The sequence below is a fragment of the Ruegeria sp. HKCCD7221 genome (genome assembly GCF_013031225.1).
Classification (GTDB): domain Bacteria; phylum Pseudomonadota; class Alphaproteobacteria; order Rhodobacterales; family Rhodobacteraceae; genus Ruegeria.
In genome coordinates, this window is record NZ_WPZE01000001.1 from 154,128 (window position 1) to 179,037 (window position 24,910).

General features: G+C 57.9%; 26 protein-coding genes. 17 read left to right on the forward strand and 9 right to left on the reverse strand.

Translation table 11 applies throughout. The annotated features are described in order from the left end of the window. Positions 1–49: 49 nt before the first annotated feature. Genes GOX73_RS00785 through GOX73_RS00805 form a run of 5 tightly spaced genes read left to right on the forward strand, consistent with a single transcriptional unit; the run spans position 50 to position 3,301 of the window. On the forward strand, positions 50–652 hold the full coding sequence (locus GOX73_RS00785) for a VOC family protein (RefSeq protein WP_171122416.1): 603 nt from the start codon (positions 50–52) through the stop codon (positions 650–652). Beyond that, positions 649–1,173 (forward strand): GNAT family N-acetyltransferase, encoded by a 525-nt coding sequence (locus GOX73_RS00790; protein ID WP_171122418.1) that lies wholly within the window; start codon positions 649–651, stop codon positions 1,171–1,173. Before GOX73_RS00785 ends, GOX73_RS00790 begins: the two co-directional genes overlap by 4 nt. Before the next feature lie 9 nt (positions 1,174–1,182). Next, positions 1,183–1,863 (forward strand): molecular chaperone DjiA, encoded by a 681-nt coding sequence (locus GOX73_RS00795; RefSeq protein WP_171122420.1) that lies wholly within the window; start codon positions 1,183–1,185, stop codon positions 1,861–1,863. A 5-nt stretch (positions 1,864–1,868) separates the two neighbouring features. Next, entirely contained in the window at positions 1,869–2,873 is a 1,005-nt protein-coding gene (locus tag GOX73_RS00800; RefSeq protein ID WP_171122422.1) for an endonuclease/exonuclease/phosphatase family protein, read from the forward strand. A gap of 38 nt (positions 2,874–2,911) precedes the next feature. Next, a complete protein-coding gene (locus GOX73_RS00805; protein WP_171122424.1) occupies positions 2,912–3,301 on the forward strand; it encodes a hypothetical protein in 390 nt (129 codons plus the stop codon). A gap of 3 nt (positions 3,302–3,304) precedes the next feature. On the opposite strand, the gene GOX73_RS00810 is transcribed toward GOX73_RS00805, so the two are convergent. The 5 genes from GOX73_RS00810 to GOX73_RS00830 all read right to left on the reverse strand — a co-directional run bounded on the left by GOX73_RS00810 (position 3,305) and on the right by GOX73_RS00830 (position 9,101). After that, a complete protein-coding gene (locus GOX73_RS00810; protein ID WP_171122426.1) occupies positions 3,305–4,849 on the reverse strand; it encodes a Ppx/GppA family phosphatase in 1,545 nt (514 codons plus the stop codon). A 49-nt stretch (positions 4,850–4,898) separates the two neighbouring features. Further along, a complete protein-coding gene (locus tag GOX73_RS00815; RefSeq protein ID WP_171122428.1) occupies positions 4,899–5,588 on the reverse strand; it encodes a DnaA ATPase domain-containing protein in 690 nt (229 codons plus the stop codon). Continuing rightward, on the reverse strand, positions 5,589–6,671 hold the full coding sequence (locus GOX73_RS00820) for an AI-2E family transporter (protein ID WP_171120541.1): 1,083 nt from the start codon (positions 6,669–6,671) through the stop codon (positions 5,589–5,591). A gap of 91 nt (positions 6,672–6,762) precedes the next feature. Further along, the gene (locus GOX73_RS00825) at positions 6,763–7,737 is read right to left on the reverse strand and encodes an isopenicillin N synthase family oxygenase (protein ID WP_171122430.1); all 975 of its coding nucleotides are present in this window, start codon (positions 7,735–7,737) and stop codon (positions 6,763–6,765) included. Then, entirely contained in the window at positions 7,737–9,101 is a 1,365-nt protein-coding gene (locus GOX73_RS00830; protein WP_171122432.1) for an FAD-dependent oxidoreductase, read from the reverse strand. Before GOX73_RS00830 ends, GOX73_RS00825 begins: the two co-directional genes overlap by 1 nt. Positions 9,102–9,268: 167 nt before the next feature. On the opposite strand from GOX73_RS00830, the gene proS reads away from it, so the two are divergent. Both proS and GOX73_RS00840 read left to right on the forward strand, forming a co-directional pair. Next, entirely contained in the window at positions 9,269–10,609 is a 1,341-nt protein-coding gene (proS, locus tag GOX73_RS00835) for a proline--tRNA ligase (protein WP_171120546.1), read from the forward strand. Then, a complete protein-coding gene (locus GOX73_RS00840) occupies positions 10,593–11,504 on the forward strand; it encodes a glycosyltransferase family 2 protein (protein WP_171122434.1) in 912 nt (303 codons plus the stop codon). Before proS ends, GOX73_RS00840 begins: the two co-directional genes overlap by 17 nt. Here GOX73_RS00840 and GOX73_RS00845 read toward each other — a convergent pair. After that, the gene (locus GOX73_RS00845) at positions 11,501–11,863 is read right to left on the reverse strand and encodes a hypothetical protein (RefSeq protein WP_171122436.1); all 363 of its coding nucleotides are present in this window, start codon (positions 11,861–11,863) and stop codon (positions 11,501–11,503) included. The genes GOX73_RS00840 and GOX73_RS00845 overlap by 4 nt on opposite strands. A 367-nt stretch (positions 11,864–12,230) precedes the next feature. On the opposite strand from GOX73_RS00845, the gene GOX73_RS00850 reads away from it, so the two are divergent. Then, a complete protein-coding gene (locus GOX73_RS00850; protein WP_171122438.1) occupies positions 12,231–13,526 on the forward strand; it encodes a lipoprotein-releasing ABC transporter permease subunit in 1,296 nt (431 codons plus the stop codon). Then, complete coding sequence (locus GOX73_RS00855) at positions 13,519–14,205, forward strand: ABC transporter ATP-binding protein (protein WP_171120551.1); 687 nt, start codon at positions 13,519–13,521, stop codon at positions 14,203–14,205. Before GOX73_RS00850 ends, GOX73_RS00855 begins: the two co-directional genes overlap by 8 nt. Here the strand turns inward: GOX73_RS00855 and GOX73_RS00860 are convergent. After that, positions 14,189–14,626, reverse strand: coding sequence for a DMT family transporter (locus GOX73_RS00860; protein WP_171122440.1), 438 nt, complete (start codon positions 14,624–14,626; stop codon positions 14,189–14,191). The two genes, GOX73_RS00855 and GOX73_RS00860, sit on opposite strands and share 17 nt — an antisense overlap. 92 nt (positions 14,627–14,718) lie before the next feature. On the opposite strand from GOX73_RS00860, the gene GOX73_RS00865 reads away from it, so the two are divergent. Next, a complete protein-coding gene (locus GOX73_RS00865) occupies positions 14,719–15,123 on the forward strand; it encodes a cytochrome c (protein ID WP_171134753.1) in 405 nt (134 codons plus the stop codon). A gap of 3 nt (positions 15,124–15,126) precedes the next feature. Here the strand turns inward: GOX73_RS00865 and GOX73_RS00870 are convergent, their stop codons facing one another. Continuing rightward, positions 15,127–15,813, reverse strand: coding sequence for a hypothetical protein (locus GOX73_RS00870; protein WP_171120557.1), 687 nt, complete (start codon positions 15,811–15,813; stop codon positions 15,127–15,129). A gap of 41 nt (positions 15,814–15,854) precedes the next feature. Then, positions 15,855–16,517, reverse strand: a complete 663-nt coding sequence (locus GOX73_RS00875; protein WP_171122442.1) for a DNA-3-methyladenine glycosylase I — start codon at positions 16,515–16,517, stop codon at positions 15,855–15,857. A gap of 391 nt (positions 16,518–16,908) precedes the next feature. On the opposite strand from GOX73_RS00875, the gene GOX73_RS00880 reads away from it, so the two are divergent. The 7 genes from GOX73_RS00880 to GOX73_RS00910 all read left to right on the forward strand — a co-directional run bounded on the left by GOX73_RS00880 (position 16,909) and on the right by GOX73_RS00910 (position 24,789). Further along, a complete protein-coding gene (locus GOX73_RS00880; RefSeq protein ID WP_171120561.1) occupies positions 16,909–17,859 on the forward strand; it encodes an ABC transporter substrate-binding protein in 951 nt (316 codons plus the stop codon). A gap of 10 nt (positions 17,860–17,869) precedes the next feature. Continuing rightward, on the forward strand, positions 17,870–18,919 hold the full coding sequence (locus tag GOX73_RS00885) for a betaine/proline/choline family ABC transporter ATP-binding protein (protein WP_171134754.1): 1,050 nt from the start codon (positions 17,870–17,872) through the stop codon (positions 18,917–18,919). Next, positions 18,916–20,976 carry a proline/glycine betaine ABC transporter permease gene (locus GOX73_RS00890; RefSeq protein ID WP_171122446.1) on the forward strand — a complete coding sequence of 687 codons (2,061 nt, stop codon included), beginning with the start codon at positions 18,916–18,918 and terminating at the stop codon, positions 20,974–20,976. Before GOX73_RS00885 ends, GOX73_RS00890 begins: the two co-directional genes overlap by 4 nt. Positions 20,977–21,079: 103 nt before the next feature. After that, entirely contained in the window at positions 21,080–21,745 is a 666-nt protein-coding gene (locus GOX73_RS00895; protein ID WP_171134755.1) for an NnrU family protein, read from the forward strand. A 69-nt stretch (positions 21,746–21,814) separates the two neighbouring features. Then, a complete protein-coding gene (locus GOX73_RS00900) occupies positions 21,815–22,336 on the forward strand; it encodes a DUF2478 domain-containing protein (protein ID WP_171120569.1) in 522 nt (173 codons plus the stop codon). A gap of 87 nt (positions 22,337–22,423) precedes the next feature. After that, complete coding sequence (locus tag GOX73_RS00905) at positions 22,424–23,671, forward strand: D-arabinono-1,4-lactone oxidase (protein ID WP_171122450.1); 1,248 nt, start codon at positions 22,424–22,426, stop codon at positions 23,669–23,671. Next, on the forward strand, positions 23,668–24,789 hold the full coding sequence (locus tag GOX73_RS00910) for an alanine racemase (protein WP_171122452.1): 1,122 nt from the start codon (positions 23,668–23,670) through the stop codon (positions 24,787–24,789). The genes GOX73_RS00905 and GOX73_RS00910 overlap by 4 nt, the downstream gene beginning before the upstream one ends. Positions 24,790–24,910 lie beyond the last annotated feature (121 nt).

Genomic DNA, 24,910 nt, shown 5'->3' on the forward strand with positions numbered 1-24,910 from the left:
ATGCGACCAGATCCGCTTGGGTCTGGTCGTTTTTTGCAGGAGGGCGCGCATGTTGCTCGATCATCTGGCTGTTGCGGGTGAAACGCTTGAAGAAGCCGCTGCTCATGTCGAGCAGGCACTGGGTGTTTCCCTACAGGACGGCGGAAAGCACGAGAAATTAGGAACCTATAATCGGCTTCTGGGTCTGGCGGATGGTCTGTACCTTGAGGCGATCGCGATTGACCCGTCCGCACCTCGCCCCGAACGGACGCGCTGGTTTGACCTTGACCGGTTTCAGGGAAGCCCGCGACTGACAAACTGGATTTGTCGTGTCCCGAACATTGAAGCATCGCTGGATGTGTTCCCTGACGGCGTTGGGCACCCCATTGACCTGACCAGAGGCGCGCTGCGCTGGCGTATGGCTGTTCCCCCAAGCGGGCGGCCACCGTTTGACAATCTGTTTCCCGCGCTAATCCAATGGCACGGTGACCTGCACCCGGCGCAGATGCTGCAAGATAGGGGATGCCGTCTGCGGCAGTTGATTGTGTTCCATCCCGAAGCACTGGAGCTGGCAAAACTGCTGGGTGCTTTGGACCGCGTGGTCTTTGATTCCGGCCCTGCCGCGATGCGTGCGGAATTTGAAACGCCCCATGGTCTACGCGTGCTGGAATGATCATCCGTCAGGCAAAAGTCGCGGACGCTGATGCCATTGCTGAGATCACCAATCAGATCATTCGGGATACGCTTGTGACCTTTACCACAGCTGAGCGGGATGTGGGCAGCATAGCAAGCGACATCCAAGCCCGTGGACCCGCTTTTCTAGTGTCCGAGTTGGAAGGGCAGGTTGTGGGTTTTGCCACTTACGGCCTGTTTCGCTCAGGTCCCGGATACGCCCAATGCCGGGAACACTCTATCCAACTGTTGCCCATGGCGCGTGGGCATGGCACTGGTCGCGCGTTAATGGCCGCGCTAGAGGCCGTGGCCAAGGACGAGGGCGTCCACGTTCTGGTTGCGGGAATATCGTCGGCAAACCCGGCGGCAATTTCGTTTCACGCGGCCGTCGGATTCGAAAAAGTTGGGTGCATGCCAGAAGTTGGGTCCAAGTGGGGCAAAAGGCTGGATCTTGTGCTAATGCAGAAAATTCTTGCCGCAGACCCATTGGTTGCACCTGACACCGGCGAATTGGGGCGCTAGGGTGCCCTCATGTCGATCTGGACCCGCATATCCGACGCGCTAAGCGCGCTTGCACAGGGCGAAAGCCTGACCGCTGTTTTTGAAATTCTTCGCACACCGCCTGAACGGTCGGTCGTGTTTACTATTGCTGTTATTGCGCTTGGTGCAAAAATGGCCAAGGCCGATGGGCAGGTGACGCGGGACGAGGTCACAGCCTTTCGTGATGTGTTCCAAATCGCGCGCGAGGATGAAGCCGACGCCGCCCGCGTTTTCGATATGGCCCGAACCGACGTCGCTGGGTATCAGGAATACGCCCGCAAGATCGCCGGAATGTTCGCCGATGACAGCACCACGCTCTGCGATTTGATGGAAGGGCTGTTCCATATCGCGATGGCTGACGGGTTCTATCACCCGAACGAAAATGAGTTTCTGGAAGAGGTTAGTCGTATATTCGGGCAGACCGAAGCCCAATTCCTTGCGCTGCGGGAAAGATTTGTACCGGATGCGCCCAAGGATCCCTATACGGTGCTGGGCGTCCCGCGCGACATGCCTTTGCCCGATATCCGCAAGGTCTGGCGGCAGTTGGTGCGCGAAACTCATCCCGATGCAATGATTTCCCGCGGGGTCCCCGAAGAAGCCATTCGCCTGGCCGAAAAGAAGATGATCGACATCAATCGCGCCTGGGATCAGATCAACGGCGCCCGAGCCTGATACCCATGCGGTTGGCGACCTACAATATCGAGTGGTTTGCCAATCTTTTCGATCGTAAAGACCGGTTGATCTGCGATGATACATGGTCAGGCAGACATGATGTCACGACCGCCCAGCAGGTCGAAGCGATTGCCAAGGTCCTGACCGCAATAGACGCCGACGCCATTTTGATTGTCGAAGCGCCGAATACCGGCAAAACTCAGAATACAGTCCGTGCCTTGCAGCGGTTTGCCGAGGTTTTTGACCTTCGAACAAGTCATGCGGTCATGGGGTTTCCGAACAACACGCATCAGGAGCTGGCCTTGCTGTATGATCCGGCCTGTCTTTCGGTACGCCACGATCCGATCGGTGATGATGGCGCGCGATCGGATGCACCCCGTTTCGATTCGGTGTTTGAAATTGATCTCGATATCGACGCGACCGAGGATCAGGTTCAATTTTCAAAGCCTCCTATGGAGTTGGCCGTCAAAACTCCGGCCGGTGCTTTGTTTCGATTGATCGGAGCCCATTTGAAATCCAAGGCCCCGCACGGGGCCGGCAGTCGGGATGAAGCGGTCCGAATTTCAATCGCCAATCGCCGCAAGCAACTTGCGCAGGCGGTTTGGTTGGCGCGGCGGATCAAGACCCATATCGCCGATGACGAAGACGTCATTCTTTTGGGTGACCTGAACGACGGGCCGGGGCTTGATGAGTTTGAGAACCTGTTTGGGCGGTCTTCGGTCGAGATTCTGCTTGGGGCGGGGCTGTTCGACCCGAATGCAGCCACGGCATATGGGCCAGAGCCGGGTGTCGCGCCCTCGACCGCGCGTTTTCCAAGACCCAATACTGGTGGGCATCTTGAGGCGCTGCTGGACTACATCATGATCAGCGACAGATTGCGCGCGCACCGTCCCGAGTGGCGTATCTGGCACCCATTTCATGATCCGATCTGTAAAGCCCAAACAGACCTGCACGACGCGCTTTTGACAGCGTCGGATCATTTCCCGGTCACTTTGGATATAGACCTTTGATCTTTAATCAACTGCCTCAAACGCATATATCTTTTAGTATGAAAAACCTTGTTTCGATTTGTGCAGTCACACTGGCTCTGGCGACGCCTGCGTACGCAGAGGATCAAACCGGGCCGTCCTTGATGGAGCAGGGCGCAGAACTGTTCTTTGAAGGGCTGCGTCAGGAAATGGAACCGGCGCTGGAGGATTTGCTGGGATTGGCGGATCAGTTCGGTCCGGCCATGCAGTCGTTCTTTGAAGAAATGGGGCCGGCTTTGGCAGAGTTGGCGAGTGAGATTCAGGATTGGAGCGCATATGAAGCTCCGGAAATTCTGCCTAATGGTGATATCATCATCCGGAAAAAGCCGCCCGTGTCCGAAGATACTCCGGAACCAGAAATTGCCCCCGATCAATCCGAAGACCTACCCGAAGGCGCGACCGATATCTGAGCTTTAGCCTTTTGTGATGACGCGCGTGTCAGATTTCAGCGCGGACGCTAGCGAATTCAGCCGCGCTTCGGCAACTTCGTTGAACAGCAGACAGGCTGATTTCGGCAGATACAGATCTAGCTGCCGCTTTTTGGGATAGAACCGCAATGTTCCCATTTTTGCGTTGCTTTGCATCCAGAGCATTGCGCCAAACCGCATGGCCTTGCCCAAAATTTCGGCCTGTTTCTGGTCCTTCTCGTTCAGCAATTCATAAAGGGGCGCGAACCTGTTGCCTTCGCGCTTGTTGCGGTACCTATGCTGCAGCGCAAGGCCGATGAAAACGCGTTCAGAATGTTTCAGCCCGCCTAGATTGGCACGTGTAACATTGTCAAAACAGACTTCCGCCCGATAGTCGGGATGGGCGCGCCAGCTTACGTCATGCAGAAGGCACGCAGCCTTGATCAGCCTGACCTGTGCAGGGGGGGCCGATTTGAAAAGCGGCATCACAAAGTCAAAGAGGTGTTTGCCAAACCCGGGAAGACGCGCGTCTTTGGCCTCGGAAAACCGGCTGGCTTCAATGAGCGGGTCGCGGTCTCGTAAGACTTGCGGCATTTGCTCGTAAAGCAGGCCCTCGCGGATACCATAGCTGGATATGGCGATGTCTTTGGGTTTGAACGTCCGAACCAGCCGCGCAAGCACGTCCATCGCATAGGGGATGAGAGACATCCGAGATCCCGAAACCCCGGCCAGGCTGCGCAGTTTCTCAGGGTCGCCCTTTTCGATGAACTTAATGGTTTCGCGAACTTGCGACGTCGTCATGCGGTATTCGTGCAAGACGTTCAGCGGATACCCCCGGCGCAGCATGTCCAGACGTGCGAACGCCCGCCAACTGCCCCCGACCAGAAACAGACGGTCACGTTGCGGGCCCATCTGGGCGCGCAGGTCTTCCATTGTCTCTTTGATGTGGGCCTTGCGCGCGCGTCGACCGCCCTTGATATCCCTCAGTTTAAGCGGGCCAAGGGCCGAGGTGACACGTCGTCCGACCTCTCCTCCGCCGATTTCGGCCAGCTCCATGGAAGACCCGCCAATGTCACAGATCAAACCATAGGCACCCGGCCACCCCAACAGGACACCCTGCGCAGACAGGCGCGCCTCTTCTTCGCCGTCGATTACCGATACCGTCAGGCCAGTTTGGTCGTAAACCTCTGCGCAAAACTCGGGTCCGTCCTCGGCCTCGCGCACGGCGGCAGTGGCTACGACATGTAACCCCGGAAGGCCCAGATCATCGGCCAGTTGGTTGAACCTCTGCAAGGCAGACAGCGCACGCACGCGCCCACGCGGGTTCAGGCGACCGGTTTCAGAAAGGCCAGCGCCAAGTTCGCACATGACTTTTTCATTGTAGAAATACGCCGGAGATCGCGCGGCCCCGTCAAAGATCACCATCCTGACCGAGTTTGAGCCGACATCAAGAACACCCACACGCGACAGGGCGCGGGCCTCGGGGTCATCGAACAGAGGTTTTCCGAAAGGCCCCCAGTCGGGGATGTCGGTTTCGACGGTCTGATCCATGTCTCTTCCAGATATTCCGGGCTTAGAATGCGAAATCGCCGTGTGCGGGTCAATTACCAGATTGGAATTCATCGCGCTCTGAACTTAGGGCACGCACGGCCAAAGCCCGCGTAATTTCACGTTTTTCCGACAACGCCAATTGGTCCAGTTGCGCCACGACACTGGCGGCTGTCTCGAAGCGTCTGTCCATGTGCTTGACCAGATAGGCAATGACCTCGGGGCCGGGGTTCAGTTGCCTGTCGACAAATAGCTTGGCCAGAACCGCCCCCAACAGCGCGTCATCCGGCGGGTCTAGGGCGACATGATGTGCGCCTTCAATTCGGCTTTGCAGATCGGGCAGGGGCAATTCCCAGAACTTCGGAGCCATACGCCCTGTCATCAGCAGGGCATTTCCTTCGGCCAGAACCAGATTGTGCAGGTGAAACAGCGTTTTCTGCTGCTCGATATCACCAGCGATCATGGGCACATCTTCGACGGCAATCGCTGATTGGGCAAGGGTGGGCACGTCGTCGTGCGTGATGTCCTTCGCCTGTACAATGCGCCCGCCCGTTTCGGCAGCCCAGACATGGGCCAGATGCGTCTTGCCTGCCCCGGCGGGACCGCTGAGGACCAGCTTGTTTCCCGGCCATGACGTTGCCGAAATCATGGCAACGGCCAGCGCGTTTGCTGGGGAAACGAAAAAATCCTCTCGCCCCAGCGCGGTCTTGGCCGGAAGATCAAAGCTCAGTTGTTGGGCCATTTATTCGTCTTTCTGGTCAGCCTGTTCGGCGCTTTCTAAACCGGTGTATAGCCGGCTTTCCAGATAGATCGACGTGGCAAACCGTGCCAGTACGCCCAACGCCGCCGCGACCGGGACGGCAATCAGCATGCCGACAAATCCGAACAAGGCCCCGAAGACCGACAAGGCCAGCAGCAACCACACCGGGTGCAGCCCGACTGAATTGCCGACCAATTTCGGGGTCAGAAAGTTGCCCTCGGTCACCTGACCCAACGCAAATATCCCGGCGACCAGGCCAATTTGCACCCAATCCCCCCAGAACTGAAACAGGGCCAGTCCAATGGCCAGCATGCCGCCGATGAGCGCGCCGAGGTAGGGAATAAAGGTCACCAGCCCGGCGATGAATCCTACGATAAGGCCGAATTGCAATCCCACGGCCATCAGCGCCACGGCATAATATGTACCAAGGATCAGGCAGACCGTGCCCATGCCGCGCACGAACGAGGCAAGGACGTCGTCAATTTCCCCGGCAAGTCGTTTGATGGTGGGGGCGTGATCGCGCGGCAGCAGTTCTCCGATACGAGCGACCATGCGATCCCAGTCCAGCAGCAGGTAAACGGCCACAACCGGCACAATCACCAGCAGGACAACCACATTGATGGCCGAGCTGAACGATGCGGCGACAGACTGCAGCACGTCGCCGGACTTGGATTTCAGCGTTTCCCCCAACGATACAAGGAACTGATGCGAGCTGGATTCGCGGTCCAGAAGTGAGGGGAATTGTTGTTCGATGAAACCGCGCAGTTGCTTGATCAGGCTGGGCAGGACCTCGATCAATTCGATCAACTGCGTGACGAGCGCTGGCACGACCATCAGCACCATCAGGACAAAACCCAATACGCCAACGACCGTTATCAGTCCGGTTGCCGCGATCCGCGACAGGCCCCACCCCTCAAGCCGGTCGGCGACGGGATCCAGAAAATAAGCAATTGCACCACCGATTACAAAAGGCAGCAAAACGTCGCCAAGTGCCCATAACAGAAGCACAAAAATCGCCGCAGCAATGCCCCAGTATCTGAGTTGATCCTTCACGGGCAAAGCCATGCTCATCCCTTTTTTATCGGTTCTTGGACAAGTTATTGGCTTATGAACGCCTGCGATGCAAGCGTTTCATTTCTTTGGACTATTGGCGCGGTTAATCGCCTAGCGTGCCCAGTTCGGGCGTCTGATCGTAGGCCGTTTCGTCGGGCCAGTTGGTGCGCCAAATTTCAGCAGACCAATGGCCGCAATGGACCGAGGGACGATCAAAGCCGTCGACGGGGTCCAATAATGGCGAAACAACCACATCATGGCGTGGTACTGCGAAATAGGGGAACGAGTATCGCTCTTTTCCCGAGCGATTAACGACCCGGTGAGGCGTCGACTTAAGCCTGCCGCCTGACCACAGCTCAAGCATGTCGCCGATATTCACGATAAACCCATTCGGTGGGCAGTCCGGGGTGATCCATCCTCCGTCGCGGGTCTGCACCTCCAACCCGCCGACCGGATCTGGCGCGATGATCGTCAAGGCGTCAGTATCCTTGTGCGGATGAATGCCGTAACCGCCTTCGTCAGCGGCCTGTGGCGGATAGTGTAGTAGGGTCATATTGGTCATCGGAGTGTGAAATGCCTTGCGTAACACCTTGTCTTCCAATCCAAACCCCGCTTCTAGCGCGGCCAGCAATACGTCAGTGACATCATCCAGTTGGGCCCAATAGTCCAGAATGATCCCACGGGCTTCTGGCACTTCCCTAGGCCAGATGTTGGGGCCATACAGACTGCATTCCGTCCGGACAGTTGCGTCAGGGGCAACGTCATAGTGCAGCTTATAGCCTTCGTATTTGTCTGCTTTGCCCGTCCCGTCATTTGGGGTGAAAAACCCCATGGGGATATATCCCCTGTAATTCTCGCGCGTGATCGCCTGATCCCATTTCGAGGTTTCTTCGACAGCAAAGATTTCCCGAACACAGGCGCGTACTGTCTTTACGGTCTCGGGCTCAATTCCAGTGCCGGTGATGGACAGAAAACCGATGCCGGTGCAGGCGTCGATGACTCGATCCACTGTTTGCCCATAGAGCGGGTGGTCCGGTTCAAACAGCGGTGCGATGTCTATCGTCGGGATGTGATCCATCAGTGTATCCTGACGCCCTGGCGGTCCAGTTCCTTGTGAACGGGGGTCAGGTTCATGTCGTGAACGTCCTGATTGCTTTTCAGTGATAGCGCGGCGGCGATTCCCGCGCCTTGCCCCATAACGGCGCAGCACGCCATGTTGCGTGTAGCCGCATGTGCCACCTTGTCTGATCCGTGCGAACGCCCCGCGACCAGCAGGCCCTTGATCCCCTTGGGCAGCATGGACCGGTACGGTATCTGCATATACCGCCCCGTCGTTGGCAGGATCAGGATGCCGTACCCGTCGATGAATTCGGGGTAGATGCCGATGGTATCTTCGAACCGACCCTGATGGCGGGCGTCATCCTCGGTCATGTTGTAAACGGCGTCGATCTTGCGGGTGTCGCGGATGCCGATGGTCATACCGAAATTCCGCAGACGGGCGTTTTCACATCCCGGCATGAAGCGCCGTAGCGCCTCGATGGCCAGCATGGATTGGCGGCGGCCCTCGATCTCACCCTTAGTCAGGCTGTCGGGATCGGTGCCGTCAATCTCGGCCAGATGGATGAGGTTCATATAGGTCAGCTCACCCGTATCGTGCATCGCGCCCCACGTGCCCGCGATGGTGTTCAGATGCGGTGGGATCATCCCCGCATCAATCGCTTGCTGGAACGGTTTGTGAACGAAGGGCGAGAACATGTCGTCTTCTTTGCCCGAGGTCTCGATGTTCCACTCACCGCCGCCGCCCCAGTCCTTGTAGGTCTGCGGATCGGCCTTCACGCCTTCCATAAAGGCGCGTTTGTCGACACCGGCCAGATGGAACATGACCGAGGCGGCCATCATATCCTCGCGCGCCGTTTTGTGGGTGGGGGCACCGGCGCGGTGGGCGACATCGGCGTCGCCGGTGGCGTCAATTACCACGCGGGCCAGAATCGCCTCACGCCCGGCTTTGGATTCGGTGATGATGCCGGTGATCCGGTCGCCGTCCATGATCGGGGCCACGAACTGACGGTGCAGCATGGGATGCACGCCCGCCTCTTCGACCAGTTTGTCAGCCACCAGCTTGAAGCCTTCGCTGTCCAGCTCATAGCTAAGTGACTGGCTTTCCGGCACTGCCGCGCCCATGTCCTTGGCTCGGGTCTCGAACTCCATACCGATACCGCCTGCCTCGACTGTTTGTTCATGGCGATACCACGCGAACCCCTCAACCCCCACGGCGGTGATATTGCCGCCCATGCAGCCGAACCGATCGACCAAAGACACCTCGGCTCCGGCACGCGCTGCGGCCAGCGCAGCGGCAAGCCCGGCAGGGCCGGAACCCACAACCAGAACATCCGTCTGGTGGACAACAGGAATTTGGCGGGCGGGTTCCGAGATTGTCTGCATCGCGGCCTCTTGCTTTTACATTCCCGTCACATTTGAGTTTCCTGACTGGCGGGTCAATAAAAAATGCGACTGACCCGAGGTCGCAAAAACACCAATGCGTGATTGCCCCCGGCGAGGCTTTGGCATAATCACCTTGCAGCGAAATTCTCACCTTTGAAGGTCACCCAATGCGCCTCAGCCGTTACTTTCTGCCCGTTCTCAAGGAAAACCCCTCCGAGGCTCAGATCGTCAGCCACCGGCTGATGCTGCGCGCGGGAATGATCAAGCAGGCATCCGCTGGGATTTATTCCTGGTTGCCGTTGGGCTTCAAAGTGCTGCGCAAGTTGGAAAACATCATCCACGAAGAGCAGGCGCGCGCGGGTCACATCGCGATCCAGATGCCGATCATCCAATCGGCAGACCTGTGGCGCGAATCCGGGCGCTATGATGACTACGGTCAGGAAATGCTACGGATGAAGGACCGGCACGACCGGGATATGCTGTTCACACCCACCGCCGAGGAACTGGTGACCGATATCTTTCGTGGGCACGTCAACAGCTACAAAGACCTGCCGCTGACGCTCTATCAGATCCAGTGGAAATTCCGCGACGAAATCCGTCCGCGTTTCGGCGTGATGCGGGGGCGCGAGTTCTACATGAAGGACGGCTACAATTTCGACCTGACCAAAGAAGACGCGCTGCACGCTTATAACCGCCATCTGGTCAGCTATCTGCGCACATATGAACGTATGGGCCTGCAAGCCATCCCGATGCGCGCGGATTCTGGCCCTATCGGCGGCGATGATACCCACGAATTCCTTGTGCTGGCCGACACCGGTGAATCCGAGGTCTTCTATGACAGCGCCGTAACCGACCTGAGTTTTGGTGATCGTCAGATTGACTATGACGACCGTGATCAATGTCAGGCGATTTTGGAGGAGTTCACCTCGAAATACGCGCGCACCGATGAAACCCATGACGAGGCGCTGTTCAACCAAGTGCCGGAAGACCGCCGCCGCGTGGCGCGCGGGATCGAAGTCGGGCAAATCTTCTACTTTGGCACCAAATATTCCGAGGCGATGGGCGCAACTGTCCAAGGCCCGGATGGCAAGCCGACGCCCGTGCATATGGGCAGCCACGGCATCGGCGTCAGTCGCCTGATTGGCGCGATCATCGAGGCCAGCCATGACGACAAGGGCATCATCTGGCCCGAGGGTGTGACGCCGTTCCATTGCGGGATCGTGAATCTCAAGCAAGGTGACGAAGAAGCCGATGCCGCTTGTGACAAACTCTACGCCGCGCTGACCGCTCTGGGGCTTGAGCCGCTTTATGATGACCGCAACGAACGGGCAGGGGGCAAGTTCGCGACTATGGACCTGATCGGTCTGCCGTGGCGCATCACCGTTGGTCCGCGCGGTCTGAAAAACGGTGTGGTTGAGCTGACCTGCCGCCGTACCGGGGAAAGCGAAGAGCTTAGCCCAGAGGCCGCCGTTACGAAAGTTGCCAAAATCTATGAGCAAATCGCCTGAACAGCATCCCGGGCCGCTGATCTCGGTCGTTACTGTAACCAGAAACCTGATCGAAGCGGGGCGGGGTGACCAAGTCCTTGCCGCGCTTGACAGTGTGCAGGCGCAGACGTTCCGCAACGTTGAGCATGTGGTCTGGGACGGTCAGTCCACCGATGGCACGCAAGAGCTGCTTGAGGGCGCGATTCAAAAGATCGAAAAATCAGGCGATCTGATCCCGGTGCGGTATTTCTGTGAGGCGGACAAAAGCCTTTATGATGCGATGAACCAGGCGGTTGCGCGTTGTACCGGGGAATATGTGCTGTTTCTGAATTCTGATGACTTGATCGCGGATGCAGACAGCCTAGCGAATGTCCAGAAAGCCATCGTGCCCGGGAAGCCTGATTTTGTTTATGGGGAAACGGTTTTCTTTGACGATGAAGGCAACCGGCGCCACGCGCGCCGACTGACGCCAAAGTCCATTCTTCAACGCCTGCCATTCGGTCACAATGCGATGGTCCTGAAAAGATCTCTGTTCTTGGAAATGGGTGGACATGACCTGCAGTTTCAGATTGCTGCGGATTACGACATGGTTTTGCGGATGATTTTGTCCGGCCATTCCGGTCATCGGTTACAGATGCCGGTGTCTCTGTTTCGGATTGGTGGGGTGTCTGCGGACACCGATGCCGCGGGTGCTGAAATGGCCGCGAGTTGGTTCAAGAACTATAGCCAGTTCTGCGATATGTCCCGATATACGGATGAAGATCGACTGGGGTGGTACAGACAAGGCCATCTGCCGGTTCGGGTGTCCGGTGCTATTTTGATGAAATCCCTGTCGAAGCCTGCGATCGCACGCGCTGCGCTATACAGCCTGTCAAAGACACTAAGACGCAAAGCTCAATTCTGGCGCAGCTACTAGCCGCGCTGTGCGTCCGGCCGTTCAGAAAGAATTTCGCCATCGGCGCTGTTGTTGCCACGTGCAACGACAATCGGACGTCCCAGACGTTTGACCAGTTCTTTGAACTCGAACCCTAGAAAACGAATCCCGCAAACACGTTCGTCCGTCGTGCGATCTGTGATGCACATCCGCCCTTCGCGAAAGGCGAGGCGGTAACCTTTATCTCTTAGGATATCGGACAAATTTGCCCAGCTTGCCGCAGTATCGAATATCGGGCGGATGGTTGCGCGCAATAGCGCAGCAGTTTCGCAATCCAACTCTGAAGATGCATTTCGGACCAATATCGGGTCCATCAATTCCGTACTACTCTTTACTAACATGAGCGTCTCCCGCTCTGAAAATGGTATCCCCCTTAAATCTAGGGTGACAAAGTTTCTGAAAATAAGCAAAAGGCGAAACAAAGTTGCTTGATGAATGTTGCATTTCGAGTTCAGTCGTTCACGCAACTGCCACATTAGCTTCATAGCTGAAACAATTGGTGTTTGTCTGTGAAGGGCGTCACAACCAAAGGTGTAGGAAGTAGCGTGACCCTCTCCTTTTGGCGGAGAGGGTGTTCTGGTTTCACGGGTGATTCGCGCCGGGTCAGAAGGCGCTGTTGCCCATCCGGGCCCAGGTGGCGCATAACGAACTTGACCATCGGGTGAAATGCCGAAAGGGTCGCGCCAAGTAATAAGAACCGGAGCAGACATGGCCACGACGCCCCCGCCCTTTGCCCCCTTTGAATGGAAGATCGCCTGGCGGTACCTGCGCGCGCGCCGTGCGGAAGGTGGCGTAAGTGTCATGACGTGGATCTCGCTGATCGGGATCACACTGGCGGTCTTCGCTCTGATCGCGACATTGGCGGTGCGGTCTGGTTTCCGATCAGAATTCGTGGGGACCATTCTGGGGGCCAATGCGCATGTCACGGTTTACTCGGCCGGAGAGATGGATGCGCAAGGCCGCTTGGACCGCACCATCGCGGATTATACAGACATGGCTGGGCGTATTGCAGTGGTCCCCGGAGTGAACCGAGCCGCGCCTTTGGTCAAAGGGCAGGTGTTGATCACCAACCGCGACCGCAGCAGCGGGGTCGAAGTGTTTGGTATTCAGCCCGATGACCTGCTTGATCTGCCGGGGGTGGCCGAAAGTGAGCAGGCCGCCGGGGATCTTTCGCAATTTCAGAACGGCGAGGATGTGATCGCCATCGGATCAGGGGTGGCCCGCAGCATCGGCGCGACCGTTGGGGACACGGTCAAACTGACGTCGCCCAACGGCGTGAAAACCGCGTTTGGTACGTCGCCGCGGGTTAATGCCTATCGCGTGGTCTATGTGTTTTCGGCCGGGCGCTATGACATCGATCGCACACGGGTCTACATGCCGTTCGAGCAGGCGCAGGGCTTTTTTAACCGCGAAGGTGTCGCTGACGAGATCGAAGTCATGGTGGATCAGCCCGAAGAGCTGGACCCGACCATATATCTGATCTTGCAGGCCGCTGGAGAAAACAGCCGCATCTGGACATGGCAGGACGCATCAGGCGGGTTTCTGCGCGCGCTTGAAGTCGAGGACAACGTCATGTTCATCATCCTGTCGATCCTTGTGCTGATTGCCGCGATGAACATTGTGTCCGGGTTGATCATGCTGGTCAAAAACAAGGGTCGCGACATCGGAATTCTGCGAACAATCGGCCTGAGTGAAGGGTCGGTGCTTAGGGTGTTTTTTATCTGCGGGGCCTTTACGGGGATCATCGGCACCGGGATGGGTGTGGCGTTGGGGTGTTTGTTCGCGATCTATATCGATCCGATTTTCAGTTTTGTGAACTTTGTCATGGGCGGTGGGGTCTGGGATCCTTCCATACGCGGGATTTACGCTTTGCCCGCCGAGTTGCACTTGGTCGACGTGTTGAAGGCGGTTGGATTGTCTCTGGGTCTGTCCTTTTTTGTCACCTATTTCCCGGCCCGTCGCGCGGCGCGGCTGAACCCGGTAGAGGCGCTGCGCTATGAGTGATATCACGTTGCGGTTGGACGGTCTGACCAAGACCTACCTGAAAGGAACGCCGGGCGAGGTGCAGGTTCTGCGTGGTGTTGATCTGGACCTGCGCGCGGGTGAGGCGGTTGCGCTTGTCGCGCCGTCGGGTGCCGGTAAATCGACCCTCTTGCATATCGCCGGTTTGCTGGACACGCCCGATGCGGGGACGGTGGAAATAGCCGGGCAAAGTGTCACCGGAAAAGGCGACCGCACCCGTACCGCGCTCAGGCGGCAGGATGTCGGGTTCGTCTATCAGTTTCACCATCTGTTGCCCGAGTTCACGGCGCTTGAGAATATTATCCTGCCGCAACTGGCCAACGGCGTTTCGGAAAAAGTTGCTCAGAACAGAGCGATGACCCTTTTGGACCGCGTAGGTGTTGCCGCCCGCGCGGATCACCGCCCCGCAGCCCTGTCGGGGGGCGAGCAGCAGCGGGTGGCGTTTTGCCGTGCTTTGGCCAACAAACCCCGCGTTTTGCTGGCCGATGAACCCACAGGCAATCTGGACCCTGAGACATCGGATCAGGTGTTCGACGCGCTGATGGCGTTGGTGCGTGACGAGGGGCTTTCAGCCCTGATCGCGACGCACAATATGGATCTTGCGGCGCGGATGGACCGCAAGCTGCGGCTGGATGGTGGTGTGCTTAAGCCAGTTGAGTAATTGCGACCCCGGCCGCCATAACTGCGATGCCGCCCGCGCGAATCCAGCTCAAAGGTGTGACCTGCGCGCCAAACAGCCCAAAGTGGTCGATGGCGGCCGCGCTGATTAGCTGCCCCACAAGCACGAAAAACACCGCGTTGCCAACGCCGAAATGTGGCGCGACATGGGTGATCGACAGGACGTAAAAGGCGATCAGGACGCCGCCCAGCAAAAGGTGTTTGGGGGCGTCAGTGACTTTGGACAATGCGCTGACACCGGGAAACAACAGCATCACCAAAGCGGATGACAGAAAGGCGATGGCAAACAGGATCACTGCGGCGGTGGTGGGTGAGCCGATCAGCTTTCCCAACGCCGCGTTCAGGGCCGCAAGGATAGGCACACCAATCCCGGCTGCCAGCATAATAGCTGCGTATTGTGTCATCGCCCGAACCCTCCTGCTTCGTTGATCTGGATCATTGCGCCAAGCGGGCCTTCGGGCAAGCCTGCAAATGTCAATCGCGACAGGAGGATAGGATGACCAGACGGATACTCGGGGCTGTTTCTTTAGGGCTGATGGCGGTGGCCTCTCAGGCAGTCGCCCAGGACGTTGAGACCGGGGCCGAACTTTATCAGCACTTTTGCGCGACCTGTCACGGGATCGACGCAACAGGTCATGGGCCTATGGCCGGCGTTTTGGTTATTCAAGCGACCGACCTGACCCAGCTTTCCGGTGACGGCGGAGTGTTCCCGACGGCCCGGGTTGTGGCCCGCATTGACGGGCGCGACCCTCTGGTCAGCCACGGCAGCCCGATGCCGGTATACGGGCCTTATTTTGACGGGCAGGACACCTCAATGAAAACACCTGAAGGTCAGCCTATCTTAACCAGCCAGCCGATTGTTGATCTGGTCGCGTATCTTGAGACGATTCAGGGTGGCTGATTTTTAGCGGCAGATGCCTTCAACCTTTGCCTCGGACCAAGGGATAACCACGGCCCGTTCCCGTTCTTGCTTTGGCAATGGCGACAGGTCGAAATGCTGGCCCAGCATTTCGTGCAACCGCATTGTACGCGGAGCGGTCGGGTCCAGCGCCCGGCAGCACACATATTCCTCGACAATCGCGCCCTGTTGTTCAAACCCGTAGGAAAGGAAATCAGGCGAGGTATCCAGATCAAACAGGTAGGGGTCCTTGTTGCCGCCATGCTCGGCCGCCGCCCGCAACGGGTGATATCCCGTTGTCTTGCGGTTCTGCCATTGCCAAACATGGGTCAGTTCGTGGGCCAGAAGCATCGCGGCGATCAGGTCCATTTGTTCCGGAAAGTCAGACATATAGTCTTCCAGATACCATTCGCGTGTGAAGTAGACGCGATTGAACAGGGCAACGGCTGCGGGTTTCGCTGTTACAACACCTTCCTCAGCCGGGGGTAGAATACGTTCCCGGCAGGCAAGGCGTGGTCGCTTTTCACGATAAAACGTAATTGGCGCGACCGGGGCGCCCTCGACCAGTCGTACGCTTTCAAGATTCAGCGTGTCGCCCTGAACAGCGCTGGCAAAGGCTACCTCCTGATCCGTCAGCGGCCGTCCACAGGAGGCAAACAGCAATAGAAACGTCATCAAAATAAGGCGCATCATGTTCAAAGCCTAGTGCGTTGCAATCACTCTGTAACCCGTTTTCATACACTCATTGCCAAAACACGGCTGATTTCGGTTAGCGACCGGCCCGATTGGTCCATCCAGACATTGAACGCATCCTGAACGGCAATCATCGCTTTCTTGGACGTCGGGGCCTTGTCCACAACCCCTTCTGCAATCAGCCGGGCGGTCACGTCCTGCGAAAGGATGAAACTGTCGCGCCCTGCAAACCGCATGGCGTATTGGGCCGAGGCCCCACCCAGACGCGACCCTCGCTTGCCCAGCATCGTTAGCAATCCGATGAAATCTGTCGAAGGCCATCCGCCCAGCACCTTGCCTGCACCCCCTTCTTGCCGCAGTTCAAGAAGAAAGGCCGCATTGTCTCTGACGGTCGCGATTTTTGTACCGTTTCGCACGATTCGGGTGTCTTGCAGCAGCGAGTCGAACTTTTCGTCATCCATGAAAGCACAGCGCCCGACATCGAACCCATCAAAGGCCGTTTCAAAGCCATCCCATTTGGCCTCAATGACTTTCCAGTTGAACCCAGCCTGAAAGATGCACTTGGTTATGATCGCAAGCCAGCGGTCATCCGGAACCGCAGCAAGTTCGTCTATGGTTTTGGGTTTGCTGAGTTTTTGATCCAGCGCGCCGTGACCGCCATGCCGTTTAGCTGCTATGGAAAAGATCTCGTCGAAATGATGCATAAAAAACGCCCTCCGACCACAGGGTCGCGTTTAAGTGCCGGTGATGCAAGGCATGTACGGAAGATCAATTCTTGGGCGAGGGTCAGAAAATCACTCAATACGTAAAAGAAATGCTCGACAAACTGTACGATTTTGGTTTGTGATTGACTCGTCAATCAACTTCCTGCCTCGATGAATATGGCGTAAACACAAGGGGTGGGGCGCGGCGCATAGTGAAAGGCGGGGAATCAGGTGGGATTTCGATCATGGCGACCCAGCCATGCATCAAACTGTTCACTTTCCTTTCCCAGCCAAATTTGTGCATGTTGCGACATGGTATTGTCATGCGACAAGCTTTCCGGCGCGCGATCGCGCCGGTCTGGGCAAAGAATAGAAGACAGGGAGAATGTCGATGAAAAAACTGAGTGTAAGCCTTTTGGCGATGACGGTAGCCGGATCTGCATACGCAGCCGATATGGGCGCTGTGGACGAACCGATCAAACTGGCGATCAATGAATGGACCGGCCAGCATGTCACGACACATGTTGCCGGTGAGATGCTCAAGGCCGCGGGCTATAACGTGGAATATGTCACTGCAGGCATGATGAACCAGTTCCAGGCGTTGGCCGATGGCGATATCGATGCAACGCTGGAGATCTGGTCGTCGAATGTCTCGGATGAGTATGCCAAAAAGGTTGAGGAAGGCACCGTCGTTGAAATCGGTGATCTGGGCCTCGATGCCAAGGAAGGCATTGCGTATCCTGCGCACGTGGCCGAACTGTGTCCGGGCCTGCCTGCCTGGGAAGCCCTGAAAGACTGCGCGCAGGTCTTTGCAACTGCGGAAACGCTGCCCGGCGGTCGTTTGGTGGATTACCCGGCCGATTGGGGCACCCCCGGCGCGGACCGGATGACTGGCCTGGAACTGCCGTTCAAAGCCGTTCCTGCCGGGTCTGAAGGCGCGCTGATTGCCGAACTGCGTGCCTCGACCGAGCGTAAATCGCCGTTGCTGATCACTTTCTGGCAGCCGCATTGGGCGATGTCGGCCTATGACGTGCAATTCGTCGAGCTGCCAGCAGGTGAAGAAGCGTGCTTTAACGACCCATCCTGGGGGCCGAACCCGAACGCGGTAAACGACTGCGATTTCTCGCCCTCCCGCATCTTCAAGGCAAGCTGGAGCGGCATGGAAGACAAATGGCCTGCTGCTTATGAGATCCTTACCAACTATCAACTGGCGGTCGAAGACCAGCAGCCGATGATGGGAGCGATTGACGTCGACGGCGGTAAAGTTGAAGAAGTTGTCGCGGCATGGATGGCCGAGAACGAAGGCAAGTGGCGTCCGGTCGTTGACGCAGCAACGCAGTGAGCCAGCCTAAGTGACTGACGCTAAAATGCCAGCCATCGCCTGCCAGAACCTCTGGCAGGTTTTTGGCCAAGGTGCTGACAAGGCCCTGACCGACGCGCTGTCTCGGTCAGGGAATGACGCCGACAAGGCCGCCTCGGATCTGAGGGAACATGGCTTTATCCCCGCCGTGCAAGACGCCAATTTTGAGGTCAAAGAGGGCGAGCTGTTCGTCATCATGGGCCTGTCGGGCTCAGGCAAGTCGACGCTGATCCGCTGTATCTCGCAATTGCTTCCCGGCACGGGTGGCGAAATCCGCGTGGATGGTGAGAATGTCATAGGCGCGTCGAAAAAGGTGCTGACGGACTTGCGCCGCAAAAAGCTGGGCATGGTGTTCCAGCATTTCGGCCTGTTCCCGCATATGACCGTTGCCGAAAACGTCGCTTACCCGCTGCGCGTGCAGGGCGTGGGTAAAAAAGAACGTCTGACCCGCGCGCAGGAAGTGATCTCGTTGGTCGGTCTTGAGGGGCGCGAGGACAGCTTCCCCCGGCAGCTGTCCGGAGGTCAGAGGCAACGTGTGGGCATTGCGCGGTCTTTGGCCGTGAACCCCGATATCTGGTTTTTGGATGAGCCGTTCTCGGCACTCGATCCCCTGATCCGTCGCCAGTTGCAGGATGAGTTCCTGCGCATTCAGGCGACGTTGAAGAAATCCATCGTCTTTATCACTCACGACATTCAAGAGGCGCTGAAGCTGGCCGACCGCATCGCCATCATGCGCGATGGCAAGATCGTTCAGATCGGGACACCGACGGACATCGTTCTGCGCCCGGTCGATGACTATGTGCGCGAATTCTCGAAAGACGTCGCCAAGGGCCAACACGCCAAGGTCGCCTCGGTCATGCGTGATGAATCCGAGCGTGGCCCGGATGATCCCGGTTTGACCACAAGTATGACGCTGGACGCCGCGCTGGCGCATTGCATGGAGCTGTATGAGCCCGTACCTGTGCGGGATGAGGCAGGCAATATCGTTGGCACGGTCCACCCGTCCGACCTGGCTGCGGCACTTCAGGTGGACGAGACATGACCGCGATGACCGACGTTCCCGCGCAGGCGCGTCTAAGGATTGGGGCCAAGGCCGCGCTTATTACCGCTGTGGTCGGCGCGCTGTGCCTTGCGCTTGAGGGCATTGCCCCGTGGTTGGCCAAATGGCCCACCGCGTGGGAGCTGCCCGCAACCCAGTGGGTCGGAGCCTTTCTGGACTGGTTCCTGAACGGCATCAAACCGGCGATGCGATTGTTCTCGGACCTGATGACCTATCCAATGGATGCGGCCAATTTCGTGCTGGGGAATACCCCGTGGCCGATCCTGATCGGGCTTGTCACCGCGCTGGGCTGGTATCTTGGCGGGTTGCCCATGGCGGCGCTTGGGTTTTTTGGCCTGACATTCGTACTTGCCTCGGGCTATTGGGCCGAAAGCATGAACACACTGGCGCTGGTTGCTGTCTCAGTTCCCGTGGCGCTGGTTGTGGGGGGCGGGATCGGTATTCTGGCCAATGAAATCCCCCGCGTGAAGAGCTTTGTTCAGGCGGTGCTGGACGTGATGCAGACAGTGCCGACCTTTGCCTATCTGACGCCTTTGTTGTTGCTGTTCGGCTTTGGCCCGGTGGTGGGTCTGATCGCCTCGGCCATCTACGCCGCACCGCCCATGGCGCGGAACGTGATGCTGGGGCTGGAACGGGTCGAGCCCGAAATCAAAGAGGCTGCCATCATGTCTGGCGGCACGCGGTTCCAGCAGCTGTTTCAGGTGGAAATCCCGGCGGCGGCAACGCAGATCATGGTCGGTGTGAACCAGTGCCTGATGGCGGCGCTTTCGATGGTGATCATCGCGGCCGTAATCGGTGGCTTCAATGATATCGGTTGGGAGGTTCTGCTGACCATGCGCAAGGCGCAGTTCGGCGAATCCCTGATGGCCGGTCTGGTGATCGTGGTTTTTGCCGTCGTCATCGACCGGATGAGCGGGACGCTAGCGACCGAGCGCAAACGATATGACCAGCGTGTCGTCTGGGCGGTTCTGGGCTTTACCGTGCTGTTCACGGCCGCCTTCTGGCTGTGGCTGCCGAACCCGTCAGAACTGACCCTGCTGGACCCAATGGCCGAGGCGATCGACAGTGGCTTGACCGCCTTTACGCAGGCCAACGGCCCGTGGCTGGATGCGCTCAAGAACAATTCTCTGTTCTACGTTCTGTTGCCATTGCGGATTGGCCTGGATCAGGCGGTGTTGCCGTTCACATGGGGATTCCAGTGGACGCAGGGGATGAGCTATGGCCTGTTCGCCGCTGCCGCTGTCATCGCCGCACTAATGGCATGGCGCGGGCATCTGACCGGAGGGTTGGTCGTGCTGATCCTGATCGGCATGTTGGAAACCGGCATCGCAAACCTTCCGTGGCCCTTCGTTCTGACCGGGGCTGCCGCGCTCAGCTATGTCGCGGGCGGCTGGCGACTGGCGGCGCTCTCGGTGGGGCTGCTTTGCACCATCCTTGTGTCAGGCCTGTGGGAGCGCGCTTTGCTGTCGCTCTACCTCAGCGGTGCGGCGGTGTTTTCCTGTGCTGTGGTCGGCGGGCTGATCGGTCTGGCCAGCGCGGTTTGGAGTCCGGTGTGGAAGGTCGTTCGACCCGTTTGCGACATGTTGCAGACAATCCCCCTGTTCGTGTTCCTGATCCCGGTTCTGATGGTGTTCCAAATCGGAGAATTTTCGGCGTTTCTGGCGATCTGCGCCTATGCGATCGTACCGATGATCCGCTACACCCGTCACGGGCTGGTCAACACACCCGAGGAAATGATGGAGGCTGCAATCTCCAGCGGCGCGACCGAGTGGCAGATCATGCGCGACGTGCGCGCGCCCTATGCCGCGCCGACAATCCTGCTGGGGCTGAACCAGACCATCCTTTACGCCTTTGCGATGCTGGTGATTGCGGCGCTGATCGGGACCACCGGTCTGGGCCAGTCGATTTATCTGGCGCTGGGGCAGGCGGATGTCGGGCTTGGCATCTCGGCTGGTGCTGCGATGGCGATTCTGGCGCTGATCGCCGACCGCATGGTGCAGGGCTTTGCCGAAGAACGCCGCAAGGCGCTGGGCCTATAAAAAGGGCAGGGGCAGCGCGACTGCCCCGCCCCCGACTTGATTTCGGACAAGTTTCGCCCAGCCGCGCTGCCGTAAATCAAGTGCAGAACTTACGGAGTCTATGATGATGGGCTGGGGACCTTTCTTTGCCGCGCTGATTGTTTTTCTTCTGAGCCATATGATTCCAGCCCGGCCCGCTGTGCGCGGGTATCTGATCTCATTGCTTGGTCGGCGGGGGTATTACAGCGCATATTCTGTCCTGTCTCTGGTGGTTCTCGTCTGGCTGATCGTCGCAGCCGCCCACGCGCCTTATGTTGAGGTCATTCCGCCACTCGCGATCCTGAGGTGGATTCCGCTATTGTGTATGCCCGTTGTGTGCTGGTTGGCTGTCAGTGGTATGTCTGTGCAAAACCCGTTCTCTTTCGGTGGCTTGGGTCATCGTCCGTTTGATCCCGAGAACCCCGGCATATTGCGCACCACCCGCCACCCTGTTCTGGCCGCCCTGATGCTGTGGGCTGTGGCACATCTGTTGGCCAATGGCAGCCTGTCGCATGTGATCCTATTTGGTCTGTTCGCTGGGTTCGCAGCCATGGGGATGGCCGTGATTGATCGCCGCAAATCTCGCGAGATGGGGCCGGAATGGGTTCGTTTGTCGCGCAACACCGCGCGGCTGTCTCTGCGAGTCCCGCAGCCATGGCCACGTGCTTGGGTTTGGGGCGCGTCGCTGGCGGCGTACCTGGTTCTGCTTGGTGCGCACGAGTCTGTGATCGGACTTTCACCGCTGCCATAATGCAAAGAGTGGTCCGAGGGCGACTTGCGTGCTATCTGGAATGTCACAGTTTTATCAAGGGGTCTTTGAATGTACCTGGCCTACGTAACCACGACAGAGCGTGGCGCAACCGATCGACTGCTTAGCGCGGCGGCTGAGCAGTTGCTGAAAACCGGTGCACAGCTAGCGGGTGTCGTGCAAACCAACACCGAATGCGCGGACAGCAGCAAATGCGACATGGATGTTCGTGTTTTGCCCGCAGGCGAAACGATCCGCATTTCGCAGTCGCTGGGCGAACAGTCGCGTGGATGTCGTCTGGACCCCGCCGCACTAGAGCAGGCCGTGGGGTATGTCACTTCGTCACTGGCCGATGCACCTCAACTCTTGGTCGTGAACAAGTTCGGCAAACACGAAGCCGACGGGCGCGGTTTTCGCCCTGTTATCGCCGAGGCGCTTGCGCTGGACATTCCGGTTCTGGTTGGAGTGAATGGGTTGAACAGGGAAAAATTCGAAGCCTTCACCGATGGGGCCGCCGAACAGATCGCACCTGAGGTCGACGCGATCATCGAGTGGTTCGCCCGCGTAACAGCAGAGCGCGCAGCGGCCGCCTGATCTTAGTTGCCGTTGGGTAACCTGCTGGAAACCTGACTTGTTTTGGGGTCGATGTGCTGCAATCCTTCAATTGGGAGGAGATTGCAGATGTGGACTAACTGGGCAGGTGGCCAAAGCTCAAGCGCACCCATGTTGCGCCCTTCTACCCTTGCCGAACTGCAACACGCTGTCGCACAACCTGACGGTATGCGCGTTGTTGGTGCGGGGCATTCCTTTACGCCGATCGTGGCTGGTGCGGATCGCATTCTGGATTTGTCCAACTTGAATTTACCGACATTGGGACAGGTCAGCGAAGACCGTGTCTGGGTAAACGCCAACGCGCGTTTGCGCGATCTTTCTCCGGCGTTGGCCGATCACGGGCTGGCCTTTCGCAACCTTGGGGACATCAACGCGCAATCGCTGGCGGGTGCGGCCGCGACCGCAACACACGGAACCGGCCGGGAATTACCCTGCATTTCCGCCGAAATCATCGCGGCCAGTTTTGTAGGGGCATGTGGAGACATCCTGTCGACCGAGGATATCCCCCTTGAGATGGCTCAGGTCTCGCTTGGGTTACTTGGCGTACTGACCGACGCGCAAATCGCCGTAATTCCGAAGTATAACCTGCGTCGTCGTGTAACCTTGGTACCGCTTGAAGAAACGATTGCCAGCATGCACCAAAAATGGGCGGAGTTTCGGAATTTTGAGTTTTTCTACATCCCCTTCACCGGAAAGGCCGTTGAGATTTGCCATGAAATGACAGACGCGCCCGAGACCAAGGCCCCGCGCGATCTGGACATGATTGCGGTCAAGGTGCTGAAGCTGGCTAGAAACTCAGGACGCTACAGCAACGGTCTGCGCAGTGCGCTACTTAAGCTGCTGACGCTGGCCCAGTCGGATGAGGATTACGTCGGCGAAAGCTGGCGCGTGCTGTGCAGTGATCGCCACATTCGGTTCAATGAGATGGAGTATCACCTGCCGCCCGATGTCGCCGGGGATGTACTTAGGGATGTGTTCACGCGTCTGCACCGTGACCATCCGGACATATATTTTCCGATTGAGGTCAGGCAGACCGCTGGCGATACGGCCTGCATTTCTCCGTTTCAGGGTGGCCCGCGTGTTTCGGTTGCGATCCATACCGACGCCGCCGAAGATCACACGCGTTACTTTGCCGATATCGAGCCAATACTCCTTGAGGCCGGAGGGCGCCCGCATTGGGGTAAGATTCATAGTTTGACGTACAAAGAGCTTTCACGCCTGTATCCCGACTTCGACCGTTTCTGCGCGGTGAGAGAGCAATTGGACCCAAACGGAAAGTTTCTTACGCCCGCTTTGAACAAACTGTTCCGACCATGACGGCGGAATACCTACAAAACTTGTCCGCAGCGCTGCGTGACTATGGGGTGGATAAACCAGTGGCCGTGGTCGATCTTGATCGGCTCGACGCTAATTGTTCTCTGGCGGTTAGTTTGGTTGCTCAGGGCTTGGCAAGCCGTCTTGTGGCCAAATCCCTCCCATGTCTGCCGTTGCTGGATCACATTCGGGCGAAAGTTCCGGCATCAGGGCTCATGACCTTCTCCGAGCCTATGTTGTCGACGCTGCTGGACGCAGAGCCTGATACTGACCATTTGATCGGTAAGCCTTTGCCAGTCAGTTCGGCGGCACGTGTACTGAAAAAGAACCCGACCGCGGCGGAACGTGTCCAATGGCTCATCGACACGGCTGAAAATCTGGATGCCTATCTGGGGTTGGCCCAAGCTCTCAATCTTCGGCTTCGCCTGTCGCTTGAGGTTGATATCGGCCTACACCGGGGCGGGTTGCGTTCTGAAGACATTCCTCAGATCGCGCAACGTATTGGCAGCCATCCCTATGCGACGTTGGCCGGGGTCATGGGGTATGAGGCACATCTGGCCAAGCTGCCGCATGTTCTGAAATCCCGCGCCATGCGGTCCAGCGCAAGCGCATTCCAACGTGCAATAGTAGGGCTGCCAAATGCAGGTGAGGGGCTTTGCCTGAATACAGGGGGCAGCCTGACGTTTCAGTCCTATGCTGCTGGCAGCGCCGCAAATGAGGTCGCCTTTGGGTCCGTTCTGGTAAAGCCCACGGACTTTGACCACCCGACGACGGCAGCGTTTCAACCAGCGGCCTTTATCGCCTCGCCAATCCTGAAAGTGATGCAGGGCAACGCGTTACCGGGTTTGGACTTTCTGCCCAGACGGAAGACGGACTTGGCGATATTCGGCGGGCATTTTCTGGGGCAGCCCGTGTTCCCAGACGGTTTTTCCTATTCGTCGATTTTCGGCCGATCAAGCAATCAGGAAGTATGGACCGGTCCCTTGGATTCCAGCGTGACACCTGGGAACATCGCCCTATTGCGACCAACACAAAGCGAGGCGGTACTGAACCAGTTCGGGCCACTTTTGGTTTTGAAAGGGGGGCAGGTGGTGGATGAATGGCAATGCCTGCCGAATTAACGGCCTGTTGAACTTTTTCACCATCTGAAGAAGATGGTGGGCGACCCTGGAATCGAACCAGGCGTGCGTCTCCGCGAGGGAGTTACAGTCCTCGTCTTGTGAGAGTAATTTCTAAGCTTGC

Coding starts and splice junctions, on each gene's coding strand:
- GOX73_RS00825 (WP_171122430.1), bottom strand. CDS start 7,737: ATGGATCACATCCCGACGATAGACATCGCACCGCTGTTTGAACCGGAC.
- GOX73_RS00790 (WP_171122418.1), top strand. CDS start 649: ATGATCATCCGTCAGGCAAAAGTCGCGGACGCTGATGCCATTGCTGAG.
- GOX73_RS00860 (WP_171122440.1), bottom strand. CDS start 14,626: ATGACACAATACGCAGCTATTATGCTGGCAGCCGGGATTGGTGTGCCT.
- GOX73_RS00815 (WP_171122428.1), bottom strand. CDS start 5,588: ATGGCCCAACAACTGAGCTTTGATCTTCCGGCCAAGACCGCGCTGGGG.
- GOX73_RS00805 (WP_171122424.1), top strand. CDS start 2,912: ATGAAAAACCTTGTTTCGATTTGTGCAGTCACACTGGCTCTGGCGACG.
- GOX73_RS00795 (WP_171122420.1), top strand. CDS start 1,183: ATGTCGATCTGGACCCGCATATCCGACGCGCTAAGCGCGCTTGCACAG.
- GOX73_RS00845 (WP_171122436.1), bottom strand. CDS start 11,863: ATGTTAGTAAAGAGTAGTACGGAATTGATGGACCCGATATTGGTCCGA.
- GOX73_RS00880 (WP_171120561.1), top strand. CDS start 16,909: ATGAAAAAACTGAGTGTAAGCCTTTTGGCGATGACGGTAGCCGGATCT.
- GOX73_RS00905 (WP_171122450.1), top strand. CDS start 22,424: ATGTGGACTAACTGGGCAGGTGGCCAAAGCTCAAGCGCACCCATGTTG.
- GOX73_RS00895 (WP_171134755.1), top strand. CDS start 21,080: ATGATGGGCTGGGGACCTTTCTTTGCCGCGCTGATTGTTTTTCTTCTG.
- GOX73_RS00785 (WP_171122416.1), top strand. CDS start 50: ATGTTGCTCGATCATCTGGCTGTTGCGGGTGAAACGCTTGAAGAAGCC.
- GOX73_RS00820 (WP_171120541.1), bottom strand. CDS start 6,671: ATGGCTTTGCCCGTGAAGGATCAACTCAGATACTGGGGCATTGCTGCG.
- GOX73_RS00850 (WP_171122438.1), top strand. CDS start 12,231: ATGGCCACGACGCCCCCGCCCTTTGCCCCCTTTGAATGGAAGATCGCC.
- GOX73_RS00855 (WP_171120551.1), top strand. CDS start 13,519: ATGAGTGATATCACGTTGCGGTTGGACGGTCTGACCAAGACCTACCTG.
- GOX73_RS00890 (WP_171122446.1), top strand. CDS start 18,916: ATGACCGCGATGACCGACGTTCCCGCGCAGGCGCGTCTAAGGATTGGG.
- GOX73_RS00830 (WP_171122432.1), bottom strand. CDS start 9,101: ATGCAGACAATCTCGGAACCCGCCCGCCAAATTCCTGTTGTCCACCAG.
- GOX73_RS00810 (WP_171122426.1), bottom strand. CDS start 4,849: ATGGATCAGACCGTCGAAACCGACATCCCCGACTGGGGGCCTTTCGGA.
- GOX73_RS00910 (WP_171122452.1), top strand. CDS start 23,668: ATGACGGCGGAATACCTACAAAACTTGTCCGCAGCGCTGCGTGACTAT.
- GOX73_RS00875 (WP_171122442.1), bottom strand. CDS start 16,517: ATGCATCATTTCGACGAGATCTTTTCCATAGCAGCTAAACGGCATGGC.
- GOX73_RS00900 (WP_171120569.1), top strand. CDS start 21,815: ATGTACCTGGCCTACGTAACCACGACAGAGCGTGGCGCAACCGATCGA.
- proS (WP_171120546.1), top strand. CDS start 9,269: ATGCGCCTCAGCCGTTACTTTCTGCCCGTTCTCAAGGAAAACCCCTCC.
- GOX73_RS00800 (WP_171122422.1), top strand. CDS start 1,869: ATGCGGTTGGCGACCTACAATATCGAGTGGTTTGCCAATCTTTTCGAT.
- GOX73_RS00865 (WP_171134753.1), top strand. CDS start 14,719: ATGACCAGACGGATACTCGGGGCTGTTTCTTTAGGGCTGATGGCGGTG.
- GOX73_RS00870 (WP_171120557.1), bottom strand. CDS start 15,813: ATGATGCGCCTTATTTTGATGACGTTTCTATTGCTGTTTGCCTCCTGT.
- GOX73_RS00840 (WP_171122434.1), top strand. CDS start 10,593: ATGAGCAAATCGCCTGAACAGCATCCCGGGCCGCTGATCTCGGTCGTT.